This is a genomic window from Methylobacterium sp. 092160098-2, from assembly GCF_028920805.1.
Lineage (GTDB): Bacteria > Pseudomonadota > Alphaproteobacteria > Rhizobiales > Beijerinckiaceae > Methylobacterium > Methylobacterium fujisawaense.
This window is the reverse complement of record NZ_JAQPZJ010000001.1, coordinates 34230-51649: the sequence shown is the minus strand read 5'-3', so window position 1 is coordinate 51649 and position 17420 is coordinate 34230. Positions and strand designations below refer to the sequence as shown.

Annotated in this window: 13 protein-coding genes; 8 read left to right on the top strand and 5 right to left on the bottom strand. The window is 68.5% G+C overall.

Going from position 1 to position 17420, the window contains the following annotated elements; genetic code table 11:
- The first annotated feature begins 132 nt into the window (after nt 1-132).
- Nucleotides 133-768: a glutathione S-transferase N-terminal domain-containing protein gene (locus PQI07_RS00250; RefSeq protein ID WP_274925774.1), complete on the top strand. Its 636-nt coding sequence runs from the start codon at nt 133-135 to the stop codon at nt 766-768.
- 7 nt (nt 769-775) lie between these two features.
- On the opposite strand, the gene PQI07_RS00245 is transcribed toward PQI07_RS00250, so the two are convergent.
- Complete coding sequence (locus tag PQI07_RS00245; RefSeq protein ID WP_043347075.1) at nt 776-1240, bottom strand: DUF2147 domain-containing protein; 465 nt, start codon at nt 1238-1240, stop codon at nt 776-778.
- A 268-nt stretch (nt 1241-1508) separates the two neighbouring features.
- On the opposite strand from PQI07_RS00245, the gene ndk reads away from it, so the two are divergent.
- Both ndk and PQI07_RS00235 read left to right on the top strand, forming a co-directional pair.
- Entirely contained in the window at nt 1509-1931 is a 423-nt protein-coding gene (gene ndk, locus PQI07_RS00240) for a nucleoside-diphosphate kinase (protein WP_043073092.1), read from the top strand.
- 168 nt (nt 1932-2099) lie between these two features.
- Entirely contained in the window at nt 2100-2465 is a 366-nt protein-coding gene (locus PQI07_RS00235; protein ID WP_043383689.1) for a hypothetical protein, read from the top strand.
- A gap of 130 nt (nt 2466-2595) precedes the next feature.
- Here the strand turns inward: PQI07_RS00235 and purN are convergent, their stop codons facing one another.
- Complete coding sequence (purN, locus tag PQI07_RS00230) at nt 2596-3249, bottom strand: phosphoribosylglycinamide formyltransferase (protein WP_446720932.1); 654 nt, start codon at nt 3247-3249, stop codon at nt 2596-2598.
- Nucleotides 3246-4325 carry a phosphoribosylformylglycinamidine cyclo-ligase gene (purM, locus tag PQI07_RS00225; RefSeq protein ID WP_075381834.1) on the bottom strand — a complete coding sequence of 360 codons (1080 nt, stop codon included), beginning with the start codon at nt 4323-4325 and terminating at the stop codon, nt 3246-3248. Before purM ends, purN begins: the two co-directional genes overlap by 4 nt.
- A gap of 139 nt (nt 4326-4464) precedes the next feature.
- Here purM and PQI07_RS00220 point away from each other — a divergent pair, with 139 nt between their 5' ends.
- The 5 genes from PQI07_RS00220 (at nt 4465) to PQI07_RS00200 (ending at nt 13425) form a co-directional block, all read left to right on the top strand.
- Nucleotides 4465-5589: an AI-2E family transporter gene (locus PQI07_RS00220; RefSeq protein ID WP_043383693.1), complete on the top strand. Its 1125-nt coding sequence runs from the start codon at nt 4465-4467 to the stop codon at nt 5587-5589.
- Between the two features lie 13 nt (nt 5590-5602).
- Nucleotides 5603-6313, top strand: a complete 711-nt coding sequence (locus tag PQI07_RS00215) for a P-loop NTPase family protein (RefSeq protein ID WP_043350885.1) — start codon at nt 5603-5605, stop codon at nt 6311-6313.
- 105 nt (nt 6314-6418) lie between these two features.
- Entirely contained in the window at nt 6419-8797 is a 2379-nt protein-coding gene (locus PQI07_RS00210; protein WP_043383697.1) for an RNA degradosome polyphosphate kinase, read from the top strand.
- 82 nt (nt 8798-8879) lie between these two features.
- Nucleotides 8880-10433, top strand: coding sequence for an exopolyphosphatase (gene ppx, locus PQI07_RS00205; RefSeq protein ID WP_043755598.1), 1554 nt, complete (start codon nt 8880-8882; stop codon nt 10431-10433).
- A gap of 532 nt (nt 10434-10965) precedes the next feature.
- Nucleotides 10966-13425, top strand: coding sequence for a methyl-accepting chemotaxis protein (locus PQI07_RS00200; RefSeq protein WP_274925773.1), 2460 nt, complete (start codon nt 10966-10968; stop codon nt 13423-13425).
- A gap of 110 nt (nt 13426-13535) precedes the next feature.
- Here PQI07_RS00200 and PQI07_RS00195 read toward each other — a convergent pair whose 3' ends face one another.
- Both PQI07_RS00195 and PQI07_RS00190 read right to left on the bottom strand, forming a co-directional pair.
- Nucleotides 13536-14978, bottom strand: coding sequence for an acetamidase/formamidase family protein (locus PQI07_RS00195; RefSeq protein WP_043350875.1), 1443 nt, complete (start codon nt 14976-14978; stop codon nt 13536-13538).
- Nucleotides 14979-15060: 82 nt separating this feature from the next.
- On the bottom strand, nt 15061-17391 hold the full coding sequence (locus tag PQI07_RS00190; RefSeq protein WP_043383701.1) for an NADP-dependent malic enzyme: 2331 nt from the start codon (nt 17389-17391) through the stop codon (nt 15061-15063).
- Nucleotides 17392-17420: the final 29 nt, after the last annotated feature.

Genomic DNA, 17420 nt, shown 5'->3' with positions numbered 1-17420 from the left:
GTGTCGAATCCTCAGGCCCGCTCTCGGGATGCCCTTGAGCGTGGCCGGGAAATCGTCTTCACTGTCGGGGTTGTCCGGAAAAGGCGGAGGACCATCGCACCGCCGACGATTGGGTCCAGGAGCAGACAGAGCATGGCAGCGGTGTCCGGGCGGCCGATCGACGTCCATACCTGGAGTACGCCGAACGGCTGGAAGATCCCGATCATGCTGGAGGAGTGCGGGCTCCCCTACCGCATCGTTCCCGTGGATATCGCCAAGAACGAGCAGTTCGCTCCCGATTTCCTGGCGATCTCACCCAACAACAAGATCCCGGCCATCGTCGATCCGGAGGGTCCCGGCGGACAGCCGATCTCGGTCTTCGAATCAGGCGCGATCCTGCAGTATCTCGGCCGGAAAACCGGGCAGTTCTATCCGGCCGACGAGCGCGCCCGCGTCCTCGTCGACGAGTGGCTGTTCTGGCAGGTGGCGGGCTTCGGGCCGATGCTCGGACAGACGCACCACTTCAAGATCTACGCGCCCGAGAAGCTGCCCTACGCGATCGACCGGTTCACCGCAGAGGCGAAGCGTCTGTACGGCGTGCTGGAACGACGCCTCGAGGGCCGCGCTTTCCTGGCCGACGACTATTCCATCGCCGACATCGCGACGTTCACCTGGGCGAAGCTGAACTTCAAGCAGGGCGTCGACATCAACACCCTGCCGAACGTGGCGCGATGGCTCGAGAGCATCCTGGCGAGGCCGGCGGTGCAGCGCGGCCTCGCATCGATCTGACAGGCGCTCAGTTCTTGTTCGCCGCCTGCTGGTTCACGTCCGGCACGCGGGTCCAGGTCTGGGATCCGCACAGGATCTTGAGCATGCAGCCCGAGACGTTGAGTTCGGCCTCGCTCTCGCGCTCCAGGCTGACCGTATAGATCTTGCCTTCTTCGATGTTGTAGAGTTCGCCGGTGTATTTCTCGTCGTCCGGCTTGAGCCCTTCGATGAGCTGCAGGCCGATCACCGGCCGCGCGCGCTTCTTCGGGTCTGGATTCTTGAGATCGGTGCGGGGAGCGCCGTTGTCGAAGGTCGGCGTCTTGAGCCAGACGACCTTGCCGCAGACGAGCTTCTGACCGGGCCCGCAGCGATCGATCCGGATCTTGGCGCGGCCGTCGCCGGTGAGCCAGGTGCCGGACGGATCCTTCGCGGTGTCGGCGGCGGCGGCGGTGAGGCCGGCGAGAAGCAGGCTGGCGCTGAGAGCGAGTCGCATGGTTCGTCTCCGGGATTGGGGCGTCGCGGACGCCCGAGGGGTGGACGAAGTCGGTTGGTGCGCGACTAGGCCGTCGCAATCGGGCGATTTTTCGGCCGTGTTGCGGCAGAGCCACGGCCGCGCTTGGACCGGCCGGTTCCGGGACGCCGCTTGAGACACGGGGGGGCGCCCGCTATAAGCCCGGCGCCGAAGCGAAATTTTCGCTGCCGCGGCGCGTCCGGCCTCCCGGCGTGCCGCAAACCTTTTCCACAGACAGACCGGACGCACCATGGCCACCGAGCGCACCTTCTCGATCCTGAAGCCCGACGCGACGCGGCGGAACCTGACCGGCGCGGTCAACGCCGTGATCGAGGAGGCGGGCCTCCGCATCGTCGGCCAGCGTCGCATCCGCATGACCAAGGAGCAGGCCGAGAAGTTCTACGAGGTGCACAAGGAGCGCCCGTTCTTCGGCGAGCTCGTGACCTTCATGACCTCCGGCCCGGTGGTGGTCCAGGTTCTCGAGGGCGAGAACGCGGTGGCCAAGTACCGTGAGGTGATGGGCGCGACCAATCCGGCCCAGGCCGCCGAGGGCACGATCCGCAAGAAGTTCGCCGAGTCCGTCGGCGAGAACACCGTGCACGGCTCCGACAGCGCCGAGAACGCCAAGATCGAGATCGCGCAGTTCTTCAAGGATTCCGATATCGCCGCTTGAGGCAACGGGCGGTGGCGGGTTGGGCACACCGACCCGCCATCGTCACGCACCGCACCCGGCGGCATCGGGAATGCCGCCGTGTGTGACCGGGCCGTCCTTGACGGGACGGAGCCCGGAAGCGTCCAACAGCCGAGCTTAGCCAACCTCAGCCCTCGGACGACCCCGACCATGACGATGCGCCGCCTGCCCCTGCTGATCGCGACCGGCCTATTCGCCCTCGGCGCGACCGCCGCCCTCGCGGGCGGATCCTCGGCCCCTTTCCAGCAGTACGAGCCGGATCCGGCCCTCAAGACCGCCAGCAAGGCCAATCTCGAAGGCCGCGTGCGCCACGCCTGCACGATCGTCCAGGCCCGCATGACCAGCGCCCCCGAGGCGTCCCTGGAGCGCCCCTGCGGCTGCTACGCCAAGCAGACCCTGCGCAGCCTCGACGCCGCCGAGATCGAGGCCTACCGGACCACGGGCTACTTCAACGACTCCGCCCGCGCGAAGGCCCTCTCGGCGCTGGACAGCTGCAAGCTGCAGCGCCCCGTCTGAGGACGCAGACAGGCTGCTTCGGTAGACGTCGCCTCTGCGAGCGCAGCGAAGCAGCCCAGCGCATCGGAACGTCGGCGAGCGGGCGATGCCGGATCGCCGGGCTCCACTCGCAGGGACGATGGGCCGCCCGCTAAAGGCTGAACAGAACGCCGTCGGGCGCCTCGTCGGCGATCACCACGCGGTCGCCGTCCAGGCGGGCGCGGCCGCCGGCCACCAGGGCGAGCACGGCCGGGTAGAGACGGCGCTCCTGCACGATCACCCGGTCGGCGAGGCTGTCGGGATCGTCGTCCTGGCGGACCGGGATCGCGGCTTGAGCGACGATCGGACCCGCATCCAGTTCCGGCACGACGAAATGCACGGTGCAGCCGTGCAGGCGCACGCCGGCGTCGAGCGCCTGCCGGTGCGTGTGCGTGCCCTTGAACAGGGGCAGGAGCGACGGGTGGATGTTGAGCATCCGGCCAGCCCAGGACGCCACGAAATTCGTCGTCAGGATCCGCATGAAGCCCGCGAGGCACACGAGGTCGACCTCGGCCCCCCGCAGGGCGGCGTCGAGGGCGGCATCGAAGCCGGCGCGGTCGGCGAAGGCCTTGTGGTCGATCGCCTGCGTCGGGATGCCCGCCTCCGCCGCGCGGGCGAGGCCGGCGGCTTCCGGGCGGTTCGACACGACGAGCACGATCTCGGCCGGGAAGGCGGGATCCTGCGCCGCCTCCAGCAGCGCGACCATGTTCGAGCCGCGCCCCGAGATGAGGATGGCGACGCGGGTCTTGCGGGCGGTCGCCATCATAGGGCGAGGTTTCCGCTGAAGGTCACGGGCTCGGAGCCGCGCGCCGTGATCCGGCCGAGGCGCACGGGCGTCTCGCCGGCCCGGGTCAGGGCCTCGTCGACATCGTCCACCGCGTCGGCGGCGGCGATCACCACCATGCCGATTCCGCAATTGAAGGTGCGCAGCATCTCCGCCTCGGCGACGCCGCCCTCGCGGGCGAGCCAGCCGAAGACCGGGGGCGGGGTGACCGCGTCGAGGTCGATGGCGATGCCGACATCGTCCGGCAGGACGCGGGGCAGGTTGTCCGGGAAGCCGCCCCCCGTGATGTGAGCGAGCGCCCGGATCCCGTCCGTGGCGCCGAGCGCCGCCAGCAGGGGCTTCACGTAGATCCGGGTCGGCTCCAGCAGCGCCTCGCCGAGGCTGCGCCCGGGGGCGAACGGGGCCGGCGCGTCCCAGCCGAGGCCGCTTTTCACGACGATCCGGCGGACCAGCGAGAAGCCGTTGGAATGCACCCCGGAGGAGGGCAGGCCGAGCACAACGTCGCCGGGCCGGATCCCCGGACGCGGCAGAAGCGTGCCGCGCTCGGCGGCTCCCACCGAGAAGCCCGCGAGGTCGTAGTCGGATCCGTCGTAGAGGCCCGGCATCTCGGCGGTCTCGCCGCCGATCAGCGCGCAGCCCGCCTGCCGGCAGCCTTCGGCGATGCCGCGCACGATGTCGGCGCCGACGCCCGGGACCAGCTTGCCGGTGGCGTAGTAGTCGAGGAAGAACAGCGGCTCGGCGCCCTGGACGATGATGTCGTTCACGCACATCGCCACGAGATCGATGCCGATCGTGTCGTGGCGCCCGGTCTCGATGGCGATCTTGACCTTGGTGCCGACGCCGTCATTGGCCGCCACCAGGATCGGATCGCGGAAGCCCGCAGCCTTCAGGTCGAACAGGCCGCCGAAGCCCCCGATCTCGGCGTCGGCGCCCGGGCGCCGGGTCGAGCGCACCAGCGGCTTGATCGTCTCGACCATGGCGTTACCGGCATCGATGTCGACGCCCGCCGCCGCGTAGGTGAGCCCCGTCTTCGGCTCGTTGCCGTCCTTGGCCGTCATGCCCGCGCCACCTCGTTCCAATCTGGCCCCGCTCTAGCGGCTTCGCGCGCGCCACGCGAGTCGGCTGCGGCGGCGCCTTGATCGGCACGCGCCGCATACCCACTCTGCCCGCGGGCGTGGTGTCTGGGGGAGCGTCGACGTGCGCGCACGGGCTGTGATCGGGCTGGCCGCCGTGGTCGCTCTGGGATTGATCATCTACCTCCTCCGGGAAGTGATGCTGCCCTTCGTGGCCGGCATCACCCTGGCCTATCTCCTCGATCCCCTGGCCGACCGGCTGGAGCGCCTCGGCCTCGGCCGGCTGGCCGCGAGCCTGCTGATTCTGGCGTTGTTCGTCGTCGTCCTCGTGGTGACGCTGCTGATCCTGATCCCGCTCACGGCCAATCAGGTCGTCGCCCTGGTCAATGCGCTGCCCGGAATGGTGTCGCGGCTCCAGGCCATCATCGCGGAGCGCTCCGGGTCACTGCTGGAACGCGTCGGCGGCGCGAATGTCCTCACGGAGCTGCAATCCTCCGTCGGAACGCTGGCGACCCAAGCGGGGACGTGGCTCCTGGCCTTTCTGAAATCCCTCTGGTCGGGCAGCCAGGCCCTGATTTCGATCGCCTCGCTTCTGGTGGTGACGCCGGTCGTCGCGTTCTACATCCTGGTGGATTGGGACCGGATGGTCGCGGCCATCGACGGCTGGGTGCCGCCCCGGCACCGCGCGACGGTGCGCGACCTCGCGCGCCAGATCGACGGCGCCGTCACCGGCTATGTGCGCGGCCAGACCCTGGTCTGCCTCATCCTGGGCAGCTTCTACGCGATCGGCCTCTGGCTGGTCGGCCTCAACTTCGGCGTGCTGATCGGCCTGATCGCCGGGTTTCTCACCTTCATTCCCTATGTCGGCACGCTCACCGGCTTCCTGCTCTCCGTCGGCGTCGCCCTGGTCCAGTTCTGGCCATCCGGGGACTGGCTGTATCTCGGCCTGACCGTGGGCGTGTTCCTCGTCGGGCAGTTTCTCGAAGGCAACGTCATCTCGCCGAAGCTCGTCGGCGATTCCACCGGGCTTCACCCGGTCTGGCTGATGTTCGCCCTGCTCGCCTTCGGCACGCTGTTCGGCTTCGTCGGGCTGCTGCTCGCTGTCCCGATCGCGGCCTCCATCGGCGTGCTCGTCCGCTTCGCCCTGGCCCGCTATCTGGAGAGCCGCCTCTACCATGCCGGACAGCCGATCTTGATCGAGCACGACGGCAAGGACGCTGCGGCCTTGACCTCCACGGGCGGGGGGTGATCCTGGGCGACACATGCGCGAGAACGCACCACCCCGACAATTGGCCTTCGACCTGCCCCTCGACCCACGCTATGGGCGCGAGGATTTCCTCGTGGGACCGGCCAACGAGGCCGCCTACGCGCTGATCGAGGCTTGGCCGGACTGGCCGGACAGTGTTCTGGTCCTCACCGGTCCCTCGGGCAGCGGCAAGAGCCATCTCGCGGCGATCTGGGCAGAGCGCGCCCATGCCTGGACCCTCCCGGCCGCCGAGCTGGGGGCCGACGCGATCCAGCACCTCATCTCGAACGGCGCTCTGGTCATCGAGGATATCGACCGGACGGAACGGCTCGACGAAGCGGCGCTGTTCCATCTGCTCAACCGGGCGCGGGAGCGCGCCTGCCCGATCCTGCTGACGAGCGGCACCGGGATCGACGCCCTCGGCCTCGCCACGCCGGACCTGCGCTCGCGGCTCCGGCTGGCGCCGCGCATCGCCATCGAGGCGCCGGACGACGCCCTGCTGCGGGCGGTCCTGGTCAAGCTGTTCGTGGACCGTCAGCTGGTGGTCGATCTCGGGGTAATCGATTCGCTGGCCCTGCGCATCGACCGGTCGCTGGGCCGCGCCCGGGACGTCGTCGCCGAGCTCGACCGCGACGCCCTCGGGCGCGGACGCCGGATCAGCCGGCCGCTCGCGCTGGCCGTCCTGCGGCGCATGGGACTGGACGACGAGCCCGATCCGGCCGGCTGAACGCGGAATGCGGCGGCCGTCACGAAACTGTCGTGAAGGCCGCCGGTCTAGGGTGATACACGCTCCGCCGCCGCGAGGAGCGACGCGTAGAGACAGGGATCGGGGATGGAATCGACGCAGAAGCCCGTGGACCGCGACGCCGCCGACGAGGCAGCCGAGCCCCGTCGGCGCGCGGCGGCCAATCCGACGACGCGGCGCGCGCCCGCGACCCGGCGCACGCAGACCGACTCGATCGCCGCCGGGGCCGCTCCGGCAGCCGCCGCCGACGCCAGTGACGAGTGGCCGGCAGCCGCGGCTCCGGCGGAGCCCGTTGCCGGCGCGGCCCGCGAGCCGGTGCTGGAGGCCGGTCGGTCCCTCCGCCACTCGCCGGAGCGCTTCGTGAACCGCGAGCTGTCCTGGCTGCAGTTCAACCGGCGCGTTCTGGAGGAGGCGTCGAACCCGAATCATCCGCTGCTGGAGCGCCTCCGCTTCCTGTCGATCTCGGCCAACAACCTCGACGAGTTCTTCATGGTCCGCGTGGCCGGCCTGATCGATCAGGTGCGGGCCGGGATCACGGTCCCGTCGCAGGACGGCCTGTCGCCGTCCGAGCAGCTGGCCCGGATCGGCGTGGAGGTCTCGCGCCTCGCCGCCGACCAGCAGGCCCGCTGGCGTGAACTGCGCGCGGAGCTGCACGCCGCCGACATCGACATCGTCGAGCCCGCCGCCCTCTCGGCCGATCAGGCGGCGTGGCTGGAGGAGTATTTCCTCAACCACGTCTTCCCGGTCCTGACGCCGCTCGCGATCGATCCGGCCCACCCGTTCCCGTTCATCCCGAATCTCGGCACCACCATCGCGCTGATGCTGGTGCGTCCGAAGGACGGACGGCTGCTGCGCGCCCTCATCCGCCTGCCCGGCGTCATCGACCGCTTCGTCCGCCTGCCGGTGAGCGACAGCGAGACCGCGGCGCGGCTGATCACGATCGAGCAGGTGATCGGGATGTTCACCGGGCGGCTCTTCCCGGGCTACCTCGTCAAGGGCAGCGGCGCATTCCGCGTCGTCCGCGATTCCGATCTGGAGATCGAAGAGGAGGCGGAAGACCTCGTCCTGCATTTCGAGACGGCCCTGAAGCAGCGGCGCCGGGGCGTCGTGATCCGGCTCGAGGTCGAGGCGGGCATGTCGGAGGATCTGCGCAGCTTCGTCGCCGACGAGCTGGAGATCGCCGCGGACGCGATCTTCATCGTGGAGGGCATGCTCGCCCTGAACGAGCTGTCCCAGGTGGTCGGGATCGACCGGCCGGACCTGAAGTTCAAGCCCTACAATCCCCGATTCCCGGAGCGCATCCGCGAGAGCGGCGGCGATGTCTTCGCGGCGATCCGCCAGAAGGATTTCATCGTCCACCACCCCTACGAATCCTTCGATTCGGTGGTGCAGTTCCTCGCGCAGGCCGCCCGTGACCCGAACGTGGTCGCGATCAAGCAGACCCTCTACCGGACCTCGTCCAACTCGCCGATCGTCGCGGCGCTCGCCGAAGCCGCGGAGCTGGGCAAGTCCGTCACCGCGCTGGTGGAACTGAAGGCGCGCTTCGACGAGGAAGCGAATATCCGCTGGGCGCGCAACCTTGAGAAGGCCGGCGCGCAGGTGGTCTTCGGCTTCGTGGAGCTGAAGACCCACGCCAAGCTGTCGCTGGTGGTCCGTCGGGAGGGCGACAAGCTGGTCACCTACTGCCACGTCGGCACCGGCAACTACCACCCGATCACCGCACGGGTCTACACGGACCTGTCCTTCTTCACGGCGGACCCCGCCATCGCGCGGGACGTGTCGCGCATCTTCAACTTCATCACCGGCTACGCCGAGCCCGCGGAGCTGGAGCGGATGGCGGTCTCGCCGCTGACGCTGAAGAATCGCCTCCTCGAGCACATCGACGCGGAGGTCGCCCATGCGAAGGCGGGTCGCCCGGCGGCGATCTGGATCAAGTGCAACTCGCTGGTCGACAGCCAGATCATCGACGCGCTCTACGACGCCTCGGAAGCCGGGGTTCAGATCGACTGCGTGGTCCGCGGCATCTGCTGCCTGCGGCCCGGCATCCCGGGCCTGTCGGAGACGATCCGGGTGAAGTCGATCGTCGGGCGCTTTCTGGAGCACGGGCGCATCTACGCCTTCGGCAACGGCGTCGGGCTGCCGCACCCGAAGGCCACGGTCTACATCTCCTCCGCCGACCTGATGAGCCGGAACCTCGACCGCCGCGTGGAGGCGCTGCTGCCGATCACCAATCCGACGGTGCATCAGCAGGTGCTCGATCAGATCATGCTGGCCAACCTGCTCGACAACCGTCAGAGCTGGCGCCTGCTGGCTTCGGGCGGCTGCGAGCGGATCCAGCCGGCCGATGGCGAGGAGCCGTTCAATGCCCACAAGTACTTCATGACCAACCCCAGCCTCTCGGGACGCGGGAAGGCCTCGAAGAAGTCGAGCCCGCGCGCCCTGAGCCGGCGCGCGCAGCGCAGCTGAGTTTCGCCGCGCAGCGACACTGGGCTAAACCTCCCGCACGGCGCGCCGGCAGGCGCACCGGGCTCATGAAGGACTCGGACGCTTGGGCAGCCCTCGTGCCAACCTCACCCTCGCGCATGATGCGGAGACGATCGGCAGCGCCGCGCATCAGCCGGTGGCAATCATCGATATCGGCTCCAATTCGGTGCGGCTCGTCGCCTATGACGGCCTGACGCGGGCACCGACGCCGCTCTACAACGAGAAAGTGCTGTGCGGTCTGGGCCGCAACGTCCTGACGACCGGTCGGCTGAACGAGGAGGCGGTGACCCGGGCGCTCGCCGCCCTCGCGCGGTTTCGGGTGCTGTGCGAGACGATGCGCGTGGGCCAAGTGTTCGTGCTCGCCACGGCGGCGGCCCGGGACGCCGAGAACGGTCCGGATTTCCTGCGCGCCGCGGAGGCGGCCTGCGGCCAGGAGATCCAGCTGCTCTCCGGACGGCGCGAGGCAGAATTGTCGGCGCTCGGCGTCGTCTCGGGCTTCCACGCGCCGAACGGGGTCGTGGGCGACATGGGCGGCGGCTCCCTCGAACTCGTGGACGTTCGCGGGACCGTGGTCGGTCAAGGGGTGACCATGCCCCTCGGCGGCCTTGCCCTCCAGGATCTGTCCGGCGGCTCGCTCAAGAAAGCATCCAAGATCGTCCGCGAGTATATGCGCAAGGCCGCGCCGCAGCTCGAGACCCTGCGCGGGCGGACCTTCTACGCGGTCGGCGGCACGTGGCGGGCGATCGCGCGGCTTCACCAGGCGGCCCGCGGCTATCCCGTCCACGTGATGCATGGCTACGCGGTAGAGCCGAGCGACGAGCTGAGTTTCCTGCAGGTCGTCGAGCAGACGGATGTGGCGCTGCTGCAGGACGTCGACGCGATCTCGGAAGCACGGCGCCCGCTGCTCGCCTACGGCGCCGTCGTGTTGGAGGAGATCATCCGGGTCGGACGCCCGCGGGAGGTGGCGATCTCGGCATCGGGGGTCCGCGAGGGCCTGCTGTTCGAGCAGCTCGACCGCGACACCCGGCTGCTCGACCCGCTTCTGGCCTCGGCGTCGGAGTTCAATGTTCTCCGGGCGCGCTCGCCCCGCCACGGGGAAGAGTTGATCGCCTGGACGGACCAGTTCGTCGCGACCCTCGACGGTCACGAGACCGCCGACGAGCGCCGTCTGCGCCATGCGGGCTGCCTGCTGTCGGATGTCGGCTGGCGGGCACATCCCGATTATCGCGACGAGCAGAGCATCGCGGTGATCCAGAACGCGGCGTTCGTCGGTGTCGACCATCCGGGGCGGGCCTATCTCGCCCTGGCGGTTTCCCTTCGGCATACCGGGCTCGCCCCGGAAAAGGCGAACCCGATGCTCCGGAGTGTGGCCGGTCCGCGCCTGTTCGAACGGGCCCGTCTGCTGGGCGCGTTGCTCCGCGTCGCCTTCCCGATCTCCGCCGGCATGGACGGTGCCCTCGGGCGGGCACCGCTGGCCGTCGAAGACGGCCGCGTGGTGCTGCGGCTGCCCCATGCCTGGGAGGCCTTGAGCGGCGACCGCCTGTTGAACCGCGTTCGCGGTCTCGGACGCATTATCGGGCTCGACGGGCGCGTCGAGATTACGGGCGGATCCATCTGATCTAATCCGGGCCGAGACCGGACGGAGCGACAGCGCACCTACGAGTCCGCCGCCGCAGGTCGGGTGAGCAACGCGGCGGATTCTTCGCCCTCGGGAATGCGGCGCGTCGCGTTCCTGCGCGCCCTCGTCGCGAACGCGCGATACGCCTCACCGCGACCCAGGCCTCGCAGGCAGCAGTTCCGAAGACAGGCAGACCGGCGCAGGCCGATTCTCGGACACGATGGGCATTCCCCCTGAGAACGAGCACGACACAGCGAAGCATTTCGCTAGATATGGCATCTCTTGAGATTTCATTTTTTCGTTTTCAATTTCGAATAGGCCAGAATTGCTCATAAGGCCGCTCAATAACAGTTGTATTTATCAATACGACCTCGTCAAACCAACAATGATTCATTTATAGCGCGTGCAATCGGCAGAGTTTCCCGCTAAGAGGCTGGAATAAATTTCTCCCAAAACGATCTTGGAATAAATCGGCATGAATTTGCTCGGCAAATTTTCAATCAGAGCAATAATGCTCACAATCATAATTGTAATGGCCGTTATGCTTCTGGGCTATTCGGGAGATAATCTGGTCTCTGCACACCTGACGGCGCAGCAGGCCCGGGAAGCCGTCAGTCTGTCCCGCGCGAGCCGGCACCTGCTCAAGACGATTCTTCCAGTACGGCTCGAACGGGGCTCCTCTCTTACCCTCGGCGGTGAGGACGTCGCCGACAGTGGCAGCCTCGCCGCCATCGCCACGAACCGCGAGGCGATGATCACAAACCTCAAGGTCGTCCTGGACCTGCTGCGGGACCAGAACGTGCCCGCCGTGACTGCAACGCTCAACCGTCTCCATGCGGCTCAGGAGGCCGTGAACGCGCTCCGTCCCCGCGTGGATGCCGCCCTGCGTGTCCCGAAGGCGCAGCGAGACCCCACGCTGCTGCCGATGGTCCTCACCGCCTTTCAGGAACTGCTCGACGCGCTGACGGCGACCACGGACGCCGTGGATGCGGCGATCCCGCGCTCCGACGCGATCCTGCAGCGCTATCTCGTCCTCAAGCGGTCCGCCTGGACGACCCGCGTCGCGATCGGGAACGTCGCCCTGCGGGTCCAGACATCGTTGGCCGCCGGAACCTCTTGGTCGCTTCCCGAGACGGTGGCCGCGGCCGAGGAGCGGGCTCAGGTCCGGACGGCCTGGCTGAACACGAGCGAGGCTGCCGCCGACCTGTCGGAGACCGCGCGCGCGGCGTTCGAGAAGGCCAAGCACAACAATTTCGAGGGTGAGGCCGCCGCCGGGGCCAAAACGATCTTCGATGCCCTGAGCCAGCAGCGGCCCGCGCCCTACACGTTCCAGCAAGTGCGGCGACGGAACACCACCGAGCAGATGACCATCGTCAATCTCGCCGATTCGGCCCTGGACGAGATGGTCGCCCGCGCCGAGACCCTTTCGGACTTGGCGCGCCACGGTGTTCTGCGCAATGCCGCAGCCCTCCTGGCGGCCGCGCTGCTCGTCGTCCTGGGGCTCATTGCCCTGGTCGGCGGCGTGCTGCGGCCACTCCGGATCGTCGCCGGCGCGATGCGATCGCTGACTGCCGGCGAAACGACGGTCGATCTTCCCGTGGCCGCGTATCGGAACGAGTTCGCCCCGATCATGGCAGCCGTGCAAGCGTTCCGGGACAACCTGACCCGCACCCGCGAATTGGAGGTCGAGGCCGAGCGGGCGCGTCTGGATGCCGATGACCAGCGGCGGGAGAGCCTGCGCCAGATGGCCCAGCGCTTCGAGCAGGCGGTCGGCGGCATGATCGGCCAGGTCGGGACGTCAGCCTCCGCACTGCAGGTGACGGCGCAGACGATGACCGCGACCGCCACGCAGACGGCCGGACAATCGGCAACGGTCGCGGCCGCCGCCGAGCGGGCGTCCAAGAACGTCAACACCGTCGCGGTCGCCGCCGAGGAACTGGGTGCATCCGTGCAGGAGATCGGGCGTCAGGCCGATGGTTCGGCGGAGCTCGCGCAGGTGGCTGCGGCCGAGGCCGATCGGACCGCGGCGCGCGTGCGAGAGTTGAGCAGCGCCGTGGACAAAATCGGCGACGTCGTGGGGCTCATCTCATCGATCGCCGAGCAGACCAATCTGCTGGCCCTCAACGCCACGATCGAGGCCGCCCGCGCCGGCGCTGCCGGTCGGGGCTTCGCGGTCGTGGCCTCCGAGGTCAAGGCACTGGCTGAGCAGACGGCCAAGGCCACGGCGGAAATCTCCGGCCAGATCGCGGCGGTCCAGGCGTCCACCGGTCAGGCGGTCGAAGCCATCGGGGCGATTACCGCCCGGATCCAAGAGATCAACGGCGTGGCGACCTCGATCGCGGCGGCCGTGGAGGAGCAGGGCGCGGCGACCCAGGAGATCGTGCGCAACGTCGGGCAAGCCGCCGTCGGAACCGGGGAGGTCACCAGCAATATCACCGGCGTCGCTCAGGCGGCGGAGAGCACCGGACAGGCCGCGAGTCAGGTTCTCGATGCGGCCTCCGTCCTGTCGAATCAGTCCGAGCACCTGACCGCCGAGGTCGGACGATTCCTGGCCAGCGTCCGCGTGTCCTACGCCGTTTCGGCCGCGCAGGTCAGGCTGGTGCAGGACAGCTTCGCGAAGGTGCAATCGCTGGGCGACACCGCCTCGGACTTGTTCTACGGGCGCCTCTTCGAGACCGCCCCCCAGGTCCGCTCGCTCTTCCCGAACGATATGAGCGCGCAGAAGCGGAAGCTGATGGCCATGCTGGCCCTGACGGTGGCGAACCTGGATAAGCCGGAAGCTTTGGTCGCGACGGTGCGCGACCTCGGGGATCGGCACGTCGGCTACGGCGCCCTGCAGGCTCATTACGAGCCCGTCGGCGCCGCGCTGCTGTGGACCCTGGAACAGGGTCTGGGCTCGGACTTCACGCCGGAGATCCGACAGGCATGGTCCGAGACTTATCGGGTCATCACCGGTCTGATGACCATGGCCGGAACCGCGAAGGCCGCATGAGCCGGTTTCCCTGCGCAGGCTCGATCGACATCGGCCTCTCCGCGCGCATGATCGCCCGGAGATGACCTGGAGAAGCGCGACGCCGTCCGTGATCGGGGCGTCGCCGCATCTCAGGCGACCCGATCGGAGAAGATCGCCTTCTTGACCACGGCGTGGACGCCCCAATTGCCGTCCACGACCTGCGTGATCCCGAAATCGACCGCCACCGACATCAGCGAGATGGCCTCGTCCTCGGTGAGCCCCTTCGCGTGCATCAGGAACTGGCGCATCTTCCGGAAGGCGTCGCGCATGGCGAGGTCGATGGAGGATTTCTGAAAGATCGCAGTCTGTGCGTCCGGGCCGAGATCGCGCAGGTAGTTCGGGTAGCTGAAGCCCGACAGCACCCAGTCTTCCCGGGTTTCGATCATCGGGAAATCGAGCGCTTCGAGCGGCGTTCCGGGCAGGTCGGCCTTCTTGTGCAGGATGAACTGAAAGGTGCCGGTGAGCGAGCACTCAATCGCGGTGCCGCACAATTCGGAATCGCCCTGGCTGGCATGGGGGTCCCCCACAGAGAACAGGGCGCCCGGCACCGCCACAGGAAAGTACAGCGTCGCGCCCTTGCCGATCCGCCAATTGTCGATGTTGCCGCCGGTATAGCTCGGCGGGATCGTGTTGACCCGGTCGGCCTCGGCCGGCGCGACGCCCATGGTGCCGAAGTGCGGACGGATCGGTACCCGGATGCCCTTGAGAACCTCGTAGGTCTTCTGCGTCTTGGAATGATCGACCGGCAGGCCGGGATAGTCGATGGTCGGGTGGGAGACGCCGAACGGATCGGTGACCCCGGGCCAGCGGAAGCTGTAGACCGCCCGGGCCCAGTCGCGCTCGCCGGTGGCGTCGACCTCGTAGATCGTGACGACCTCGCGCGGTTTATCGCCGGTGATCAGGTCGTTGTAATGATAGCCCCACCAGGCTGCCGCGTTGCTGCCGAAGGCGAGACCCTTGTATTTGGGATTGGCGCAGGGGCGGGGCGCCACGTCGAGGATCCGCACTTCCAACACGTCGCCGGGCTCGGCGCCGCGCATCGCCACCGGGCCGGTGCAGATATGAACGCCCTGACCGCCGCCGGGGCCGATCTTCGCGTCGAGGGCGCCGGCACCACGGGGCGAGACGCCCATCTTGTCCTTGGTCCAGAGATAGACGCTCTCGGCGCCCGGATCGCCCTGGATCATCCGCTCGGCATCGTCGCTCGCCTGATGGGTGAGCGTCTCGATGGTGACGAAGTCCCCTGAGCCGATCTCGACCTTCGGCTTGAGGCTGCGGCTGAAGAAGCCCCAATGGACGGTCTCGGCATTCGCCGGCAGGTGATAATGCGCGGTGGCGGCGATCTTGGCCCCGCTCGCCTGGGCCAGGGCCGGGCTCACCAGCGAGGGGCCGCCGGCCGCGAAGGCCGCGGCGGCGCCGGTCGCCGCGAAGCTGCTCTTCAGGAACGCGCGCCGTTCCGGTTCCAGATCCCGCCGGAACCGGCGGCGATGCTCCTCGAAGGCGTGGCAGGTTGGATCGTCGCCCGCGCACATAGCGTCTTCTCCCGTTGGTTTCGTAACCGCGGGAGCGGTAAGCAAATCGACGGCCACGCTCGCGGCCGTCGACCGGCGTTCCTCATTCGGAGATCATGCCGACGCCGCTCTCTTCGACCCTGGCCGAAACGGCCTCGTCCGCCTGAGCCTCGACGACGGCCGCAGCCGTGACGTTGACGATGCCGCGCGCGGTCACCGAGGGCGTCAGGATGTGGGCGGGCTTGGCCGGCCCGATCAGCAGGGGGCCGACCGGCAGGGCATCCGCCAGCACCTTGGCGAATTGGAACGCGATGTTGGCCGCGTCGAGATTCGGGAAGATCAGCACATTGGCCGCGCCCTTCAGCCGCGACCCCGGAAGCACGCGCTCCCGGACCATCTCGCTCAGCGCCGAATCCGCCTGCATCTCGCCGTCGACCTGAAGCTCCGGGTCGCGCCGCTGCAGAAGCGCGAGGGCGTCGCGCATCTTCATCGCGGAGGGCGAATCCGACTGGCCGAAATCGGAATGGCTCAGGAGCGCGATCTTCGGGGTCATCCCGAAGCGGCTGACATGGCTGGCGCAGGCCTGCGCCACGTCGGCGATCTCCTCGGCGGTGGGATTCTGGCGGACATGGGTGTCGGCCAGGAAGTAGGCGCCGTTATGGGTCACCACGAGGCTCATCGCCGCGCATTGCTCCACGCCCGGCGCGAGCCCGATCACATCGCGGATGATGCGCAGCCGGGTCTCGAACCGGCCCTCCAGGCCGCAGATCAGCGCGTCGGCCTCGCCCCGGCGCACCGCGATGGCGCCGATCACGGTGTTGTTGGTGCGCACCAGCGTGCGGGCCGCGTCCGGCGTGATGCCGCGCCGGCCCGCGACCTCGAGATAGGTCTGCACGTAGGCGCGGTAGCGGGGATCGTCCTCGGGATCGATCAGCTCGAAGTCGCGGCCGTGCTCGATCGACAGGCCGAAGCGCTTCAGCCGGGTCTCGACCACCCGCGGACGGCCGACCAGGATCGGCCGCGCGACCTTGTCCTCGACGATCGCCTGGACGGCGCGGAGCACCCGCTCGTCCTCGCCCTCGGCGTAGATCACGCGCTTGGGCTCGACCTTCGCCTTCGAGAAGAGCGGCTTCATGATCAGGCCGGACCGGTGCACGAACCGGTCGAGGCTGTCGACATAGGCATCGAAATCCGCGAGCGGCCGGCCGGCCACGCCCGAATCCATCGCCGCCTTGGCGACCGCCGGGGCGATGCGCAGGATCAGCCGCGGGTCGAAGGGGCTCGGGATCAGGGATTTCGGCCCGAACGGCCGGGCCTCGCCGCCATAGGCGCGGGCGACCACATCGGAGGTGGTCTCGTGGGCCAGACCCGCGATCGCCTTCACGGCGGCCTTCTTCATCTCCTCGTTGATCTTGTGGGCGCCGACATCCAGCGCGCCGCGGAAGATGTAGGGGAAGCAGAGGACATTGTTGACCTGGTTCGGGAAATCCGACCGGCCGGTGCAGATCATCGCGTCCGGCCGCTCCTTCTCGGCCAGATCCGGCATGATTTCCGGATAGGGATTGGCGAGCGCCATGATCAGCGGCTTCTCGGCCATCTCCTTCAGGTATTCGGGCTTAAGCACGCCGCCGGCCGAGAGGCCGATGAACACGTCGGCACCCGGGATCACCTCGGCGAGCGTGCGCTTGTCGGTCTCCTGGGCGTAGATGTCCTTCCAGCGGTCCATCAGCTCCGGGCGGCCCTTGTAGACCACGCCCTTGATGTCGGTGACCGTGATGTTCTCGCGGGTCGCGCCGAGCGAGACGAGCAGGTTCAGGCAGGCCAGGGCCGCCGCGCCCGCGCCGGAGGTGACGATCCGGACGTCCGACAGGTTCTTGCCGGCGAGTTCCAGGCCGTTGAGGACGGCGGCCGCCACGATGATCGCGGTGCCGTGCTGGTCGTCGTGGAAGACCGGGATGTTCATCCGGGCCCGGCACTGCTCCTCGACCTCGAAGCACTCGGGAGCCTTGATGTCCTCGAGGTTGATGCCGCCGAAGGTCGGCTCAAGGGCACAGACCACATCGACGAGCTTGGACACGTCCTTCTGGTCGACCTCGATGTCGAAGACATCGATACCGGCGAATTTCTTGAACAGGACGGCCTTGCCCTCCATCACGGGCTTCGAGGCGAGCGGACCGATATCGCCCAGGCCCAGCACGGCCGTGCCGTTGGAGAGCACCGCCACGAGGTTCTGGCGGATCGTCAGGGTCGCGGCCTCCTGGGGATCGTCGTGGATCGCCATGCAGGCGGCGGCGACGCCCGGGGAATAGGCCAGGGCGAGGTCGCGCTGGTTGCCCAGCGGCTTGGTTGCCTGGATCTCCAGCTTCCCGGGCTTGGGCAGGCGGTGGTAGACGAGCGCCCCGGCCTTGAGGTCCTCGGACATGTTATCGGCCATCGCCCACGCTCCCGCTCACCTTTTTCACC

Bases quoted from the DNA above. Each gene is read 5' to 3' on its own strand.
- PQI07_RS00250 (WP_274925774.1), top strand. From the start codon at position 133: ATGGCAGCGGTGTCCGGGCGGCCGATCGACGTCCATACCTGGAGTACG.
- PQI07_RS00235 (WP_043383689.1), top strand. From the start codon at position 2,100: ATGACGATGCGCCGCCTGCCCCTGCTGATCGCGACCGGCCTATTCGCC.
- PQI07_RS00190 (WP_043383701.1), bottom strand. From the start codon at position 17,391: ATGGCCGATAACATGTCCGAGGACCTCAAGGCCGGGGCGCTCGTCTAC.
- PQI07_RS00215 (WP_043350885.1), top strand. From the start codon at position 5,603: ATGCGCGAGAACGCACCACCCCGACAATTGGCCTTCGACCTGCCCCTC.
- PQI07_RS00210 (WP_043383697.1), top strand. From the start codon at position 6,419: ATGGAATCGACGCAGAAGCCCGTGGACCGCGACGCCGCCGACGAGGCA.
- purM (WP_075381834.1), bottom strand. From the start codon at position 4,325: ATGACGGCCAAGGACGGCAACGAGCCGAAGACGGGGCTCACCTACGCG.
- PQI07_RS00195 (WP_043350875.1), bottom strand. From the start codon at position 14,978: ATGTGCGCGGGCGACGATCCAACCTGCCACGCCTTCGAGGAGCATCGC.
- PQI07_RS00245 (WP_043347075.1), bottom strand. From the start codon at position 1,240: ATGCGACTCGCTCTCAGCGCCAGCCTGCTTCTCGCCGGCCTCACCGCC.
- PQI07_RS00200 (WP_274925773.1), top strand. From the start codon at position 10,966: ATGGCCGTTATGCTTCTGGGCTATTCGGGAGATAATCTGGTCTCTGCA.
- ndk (WP_043073092.1), top strand. From the start codon at position 1,509: ATGGCCACCGAGCGCACCTTCTCGATCCTGAAGCCCGACGCGACGCGG.
- purN (WP_446720932.1), bottom strand. From the start codon at position 3,249: ATGATGGCGACCGCCCGCAAGACCCGCGTCGCCATCCTCATCTCGGGG.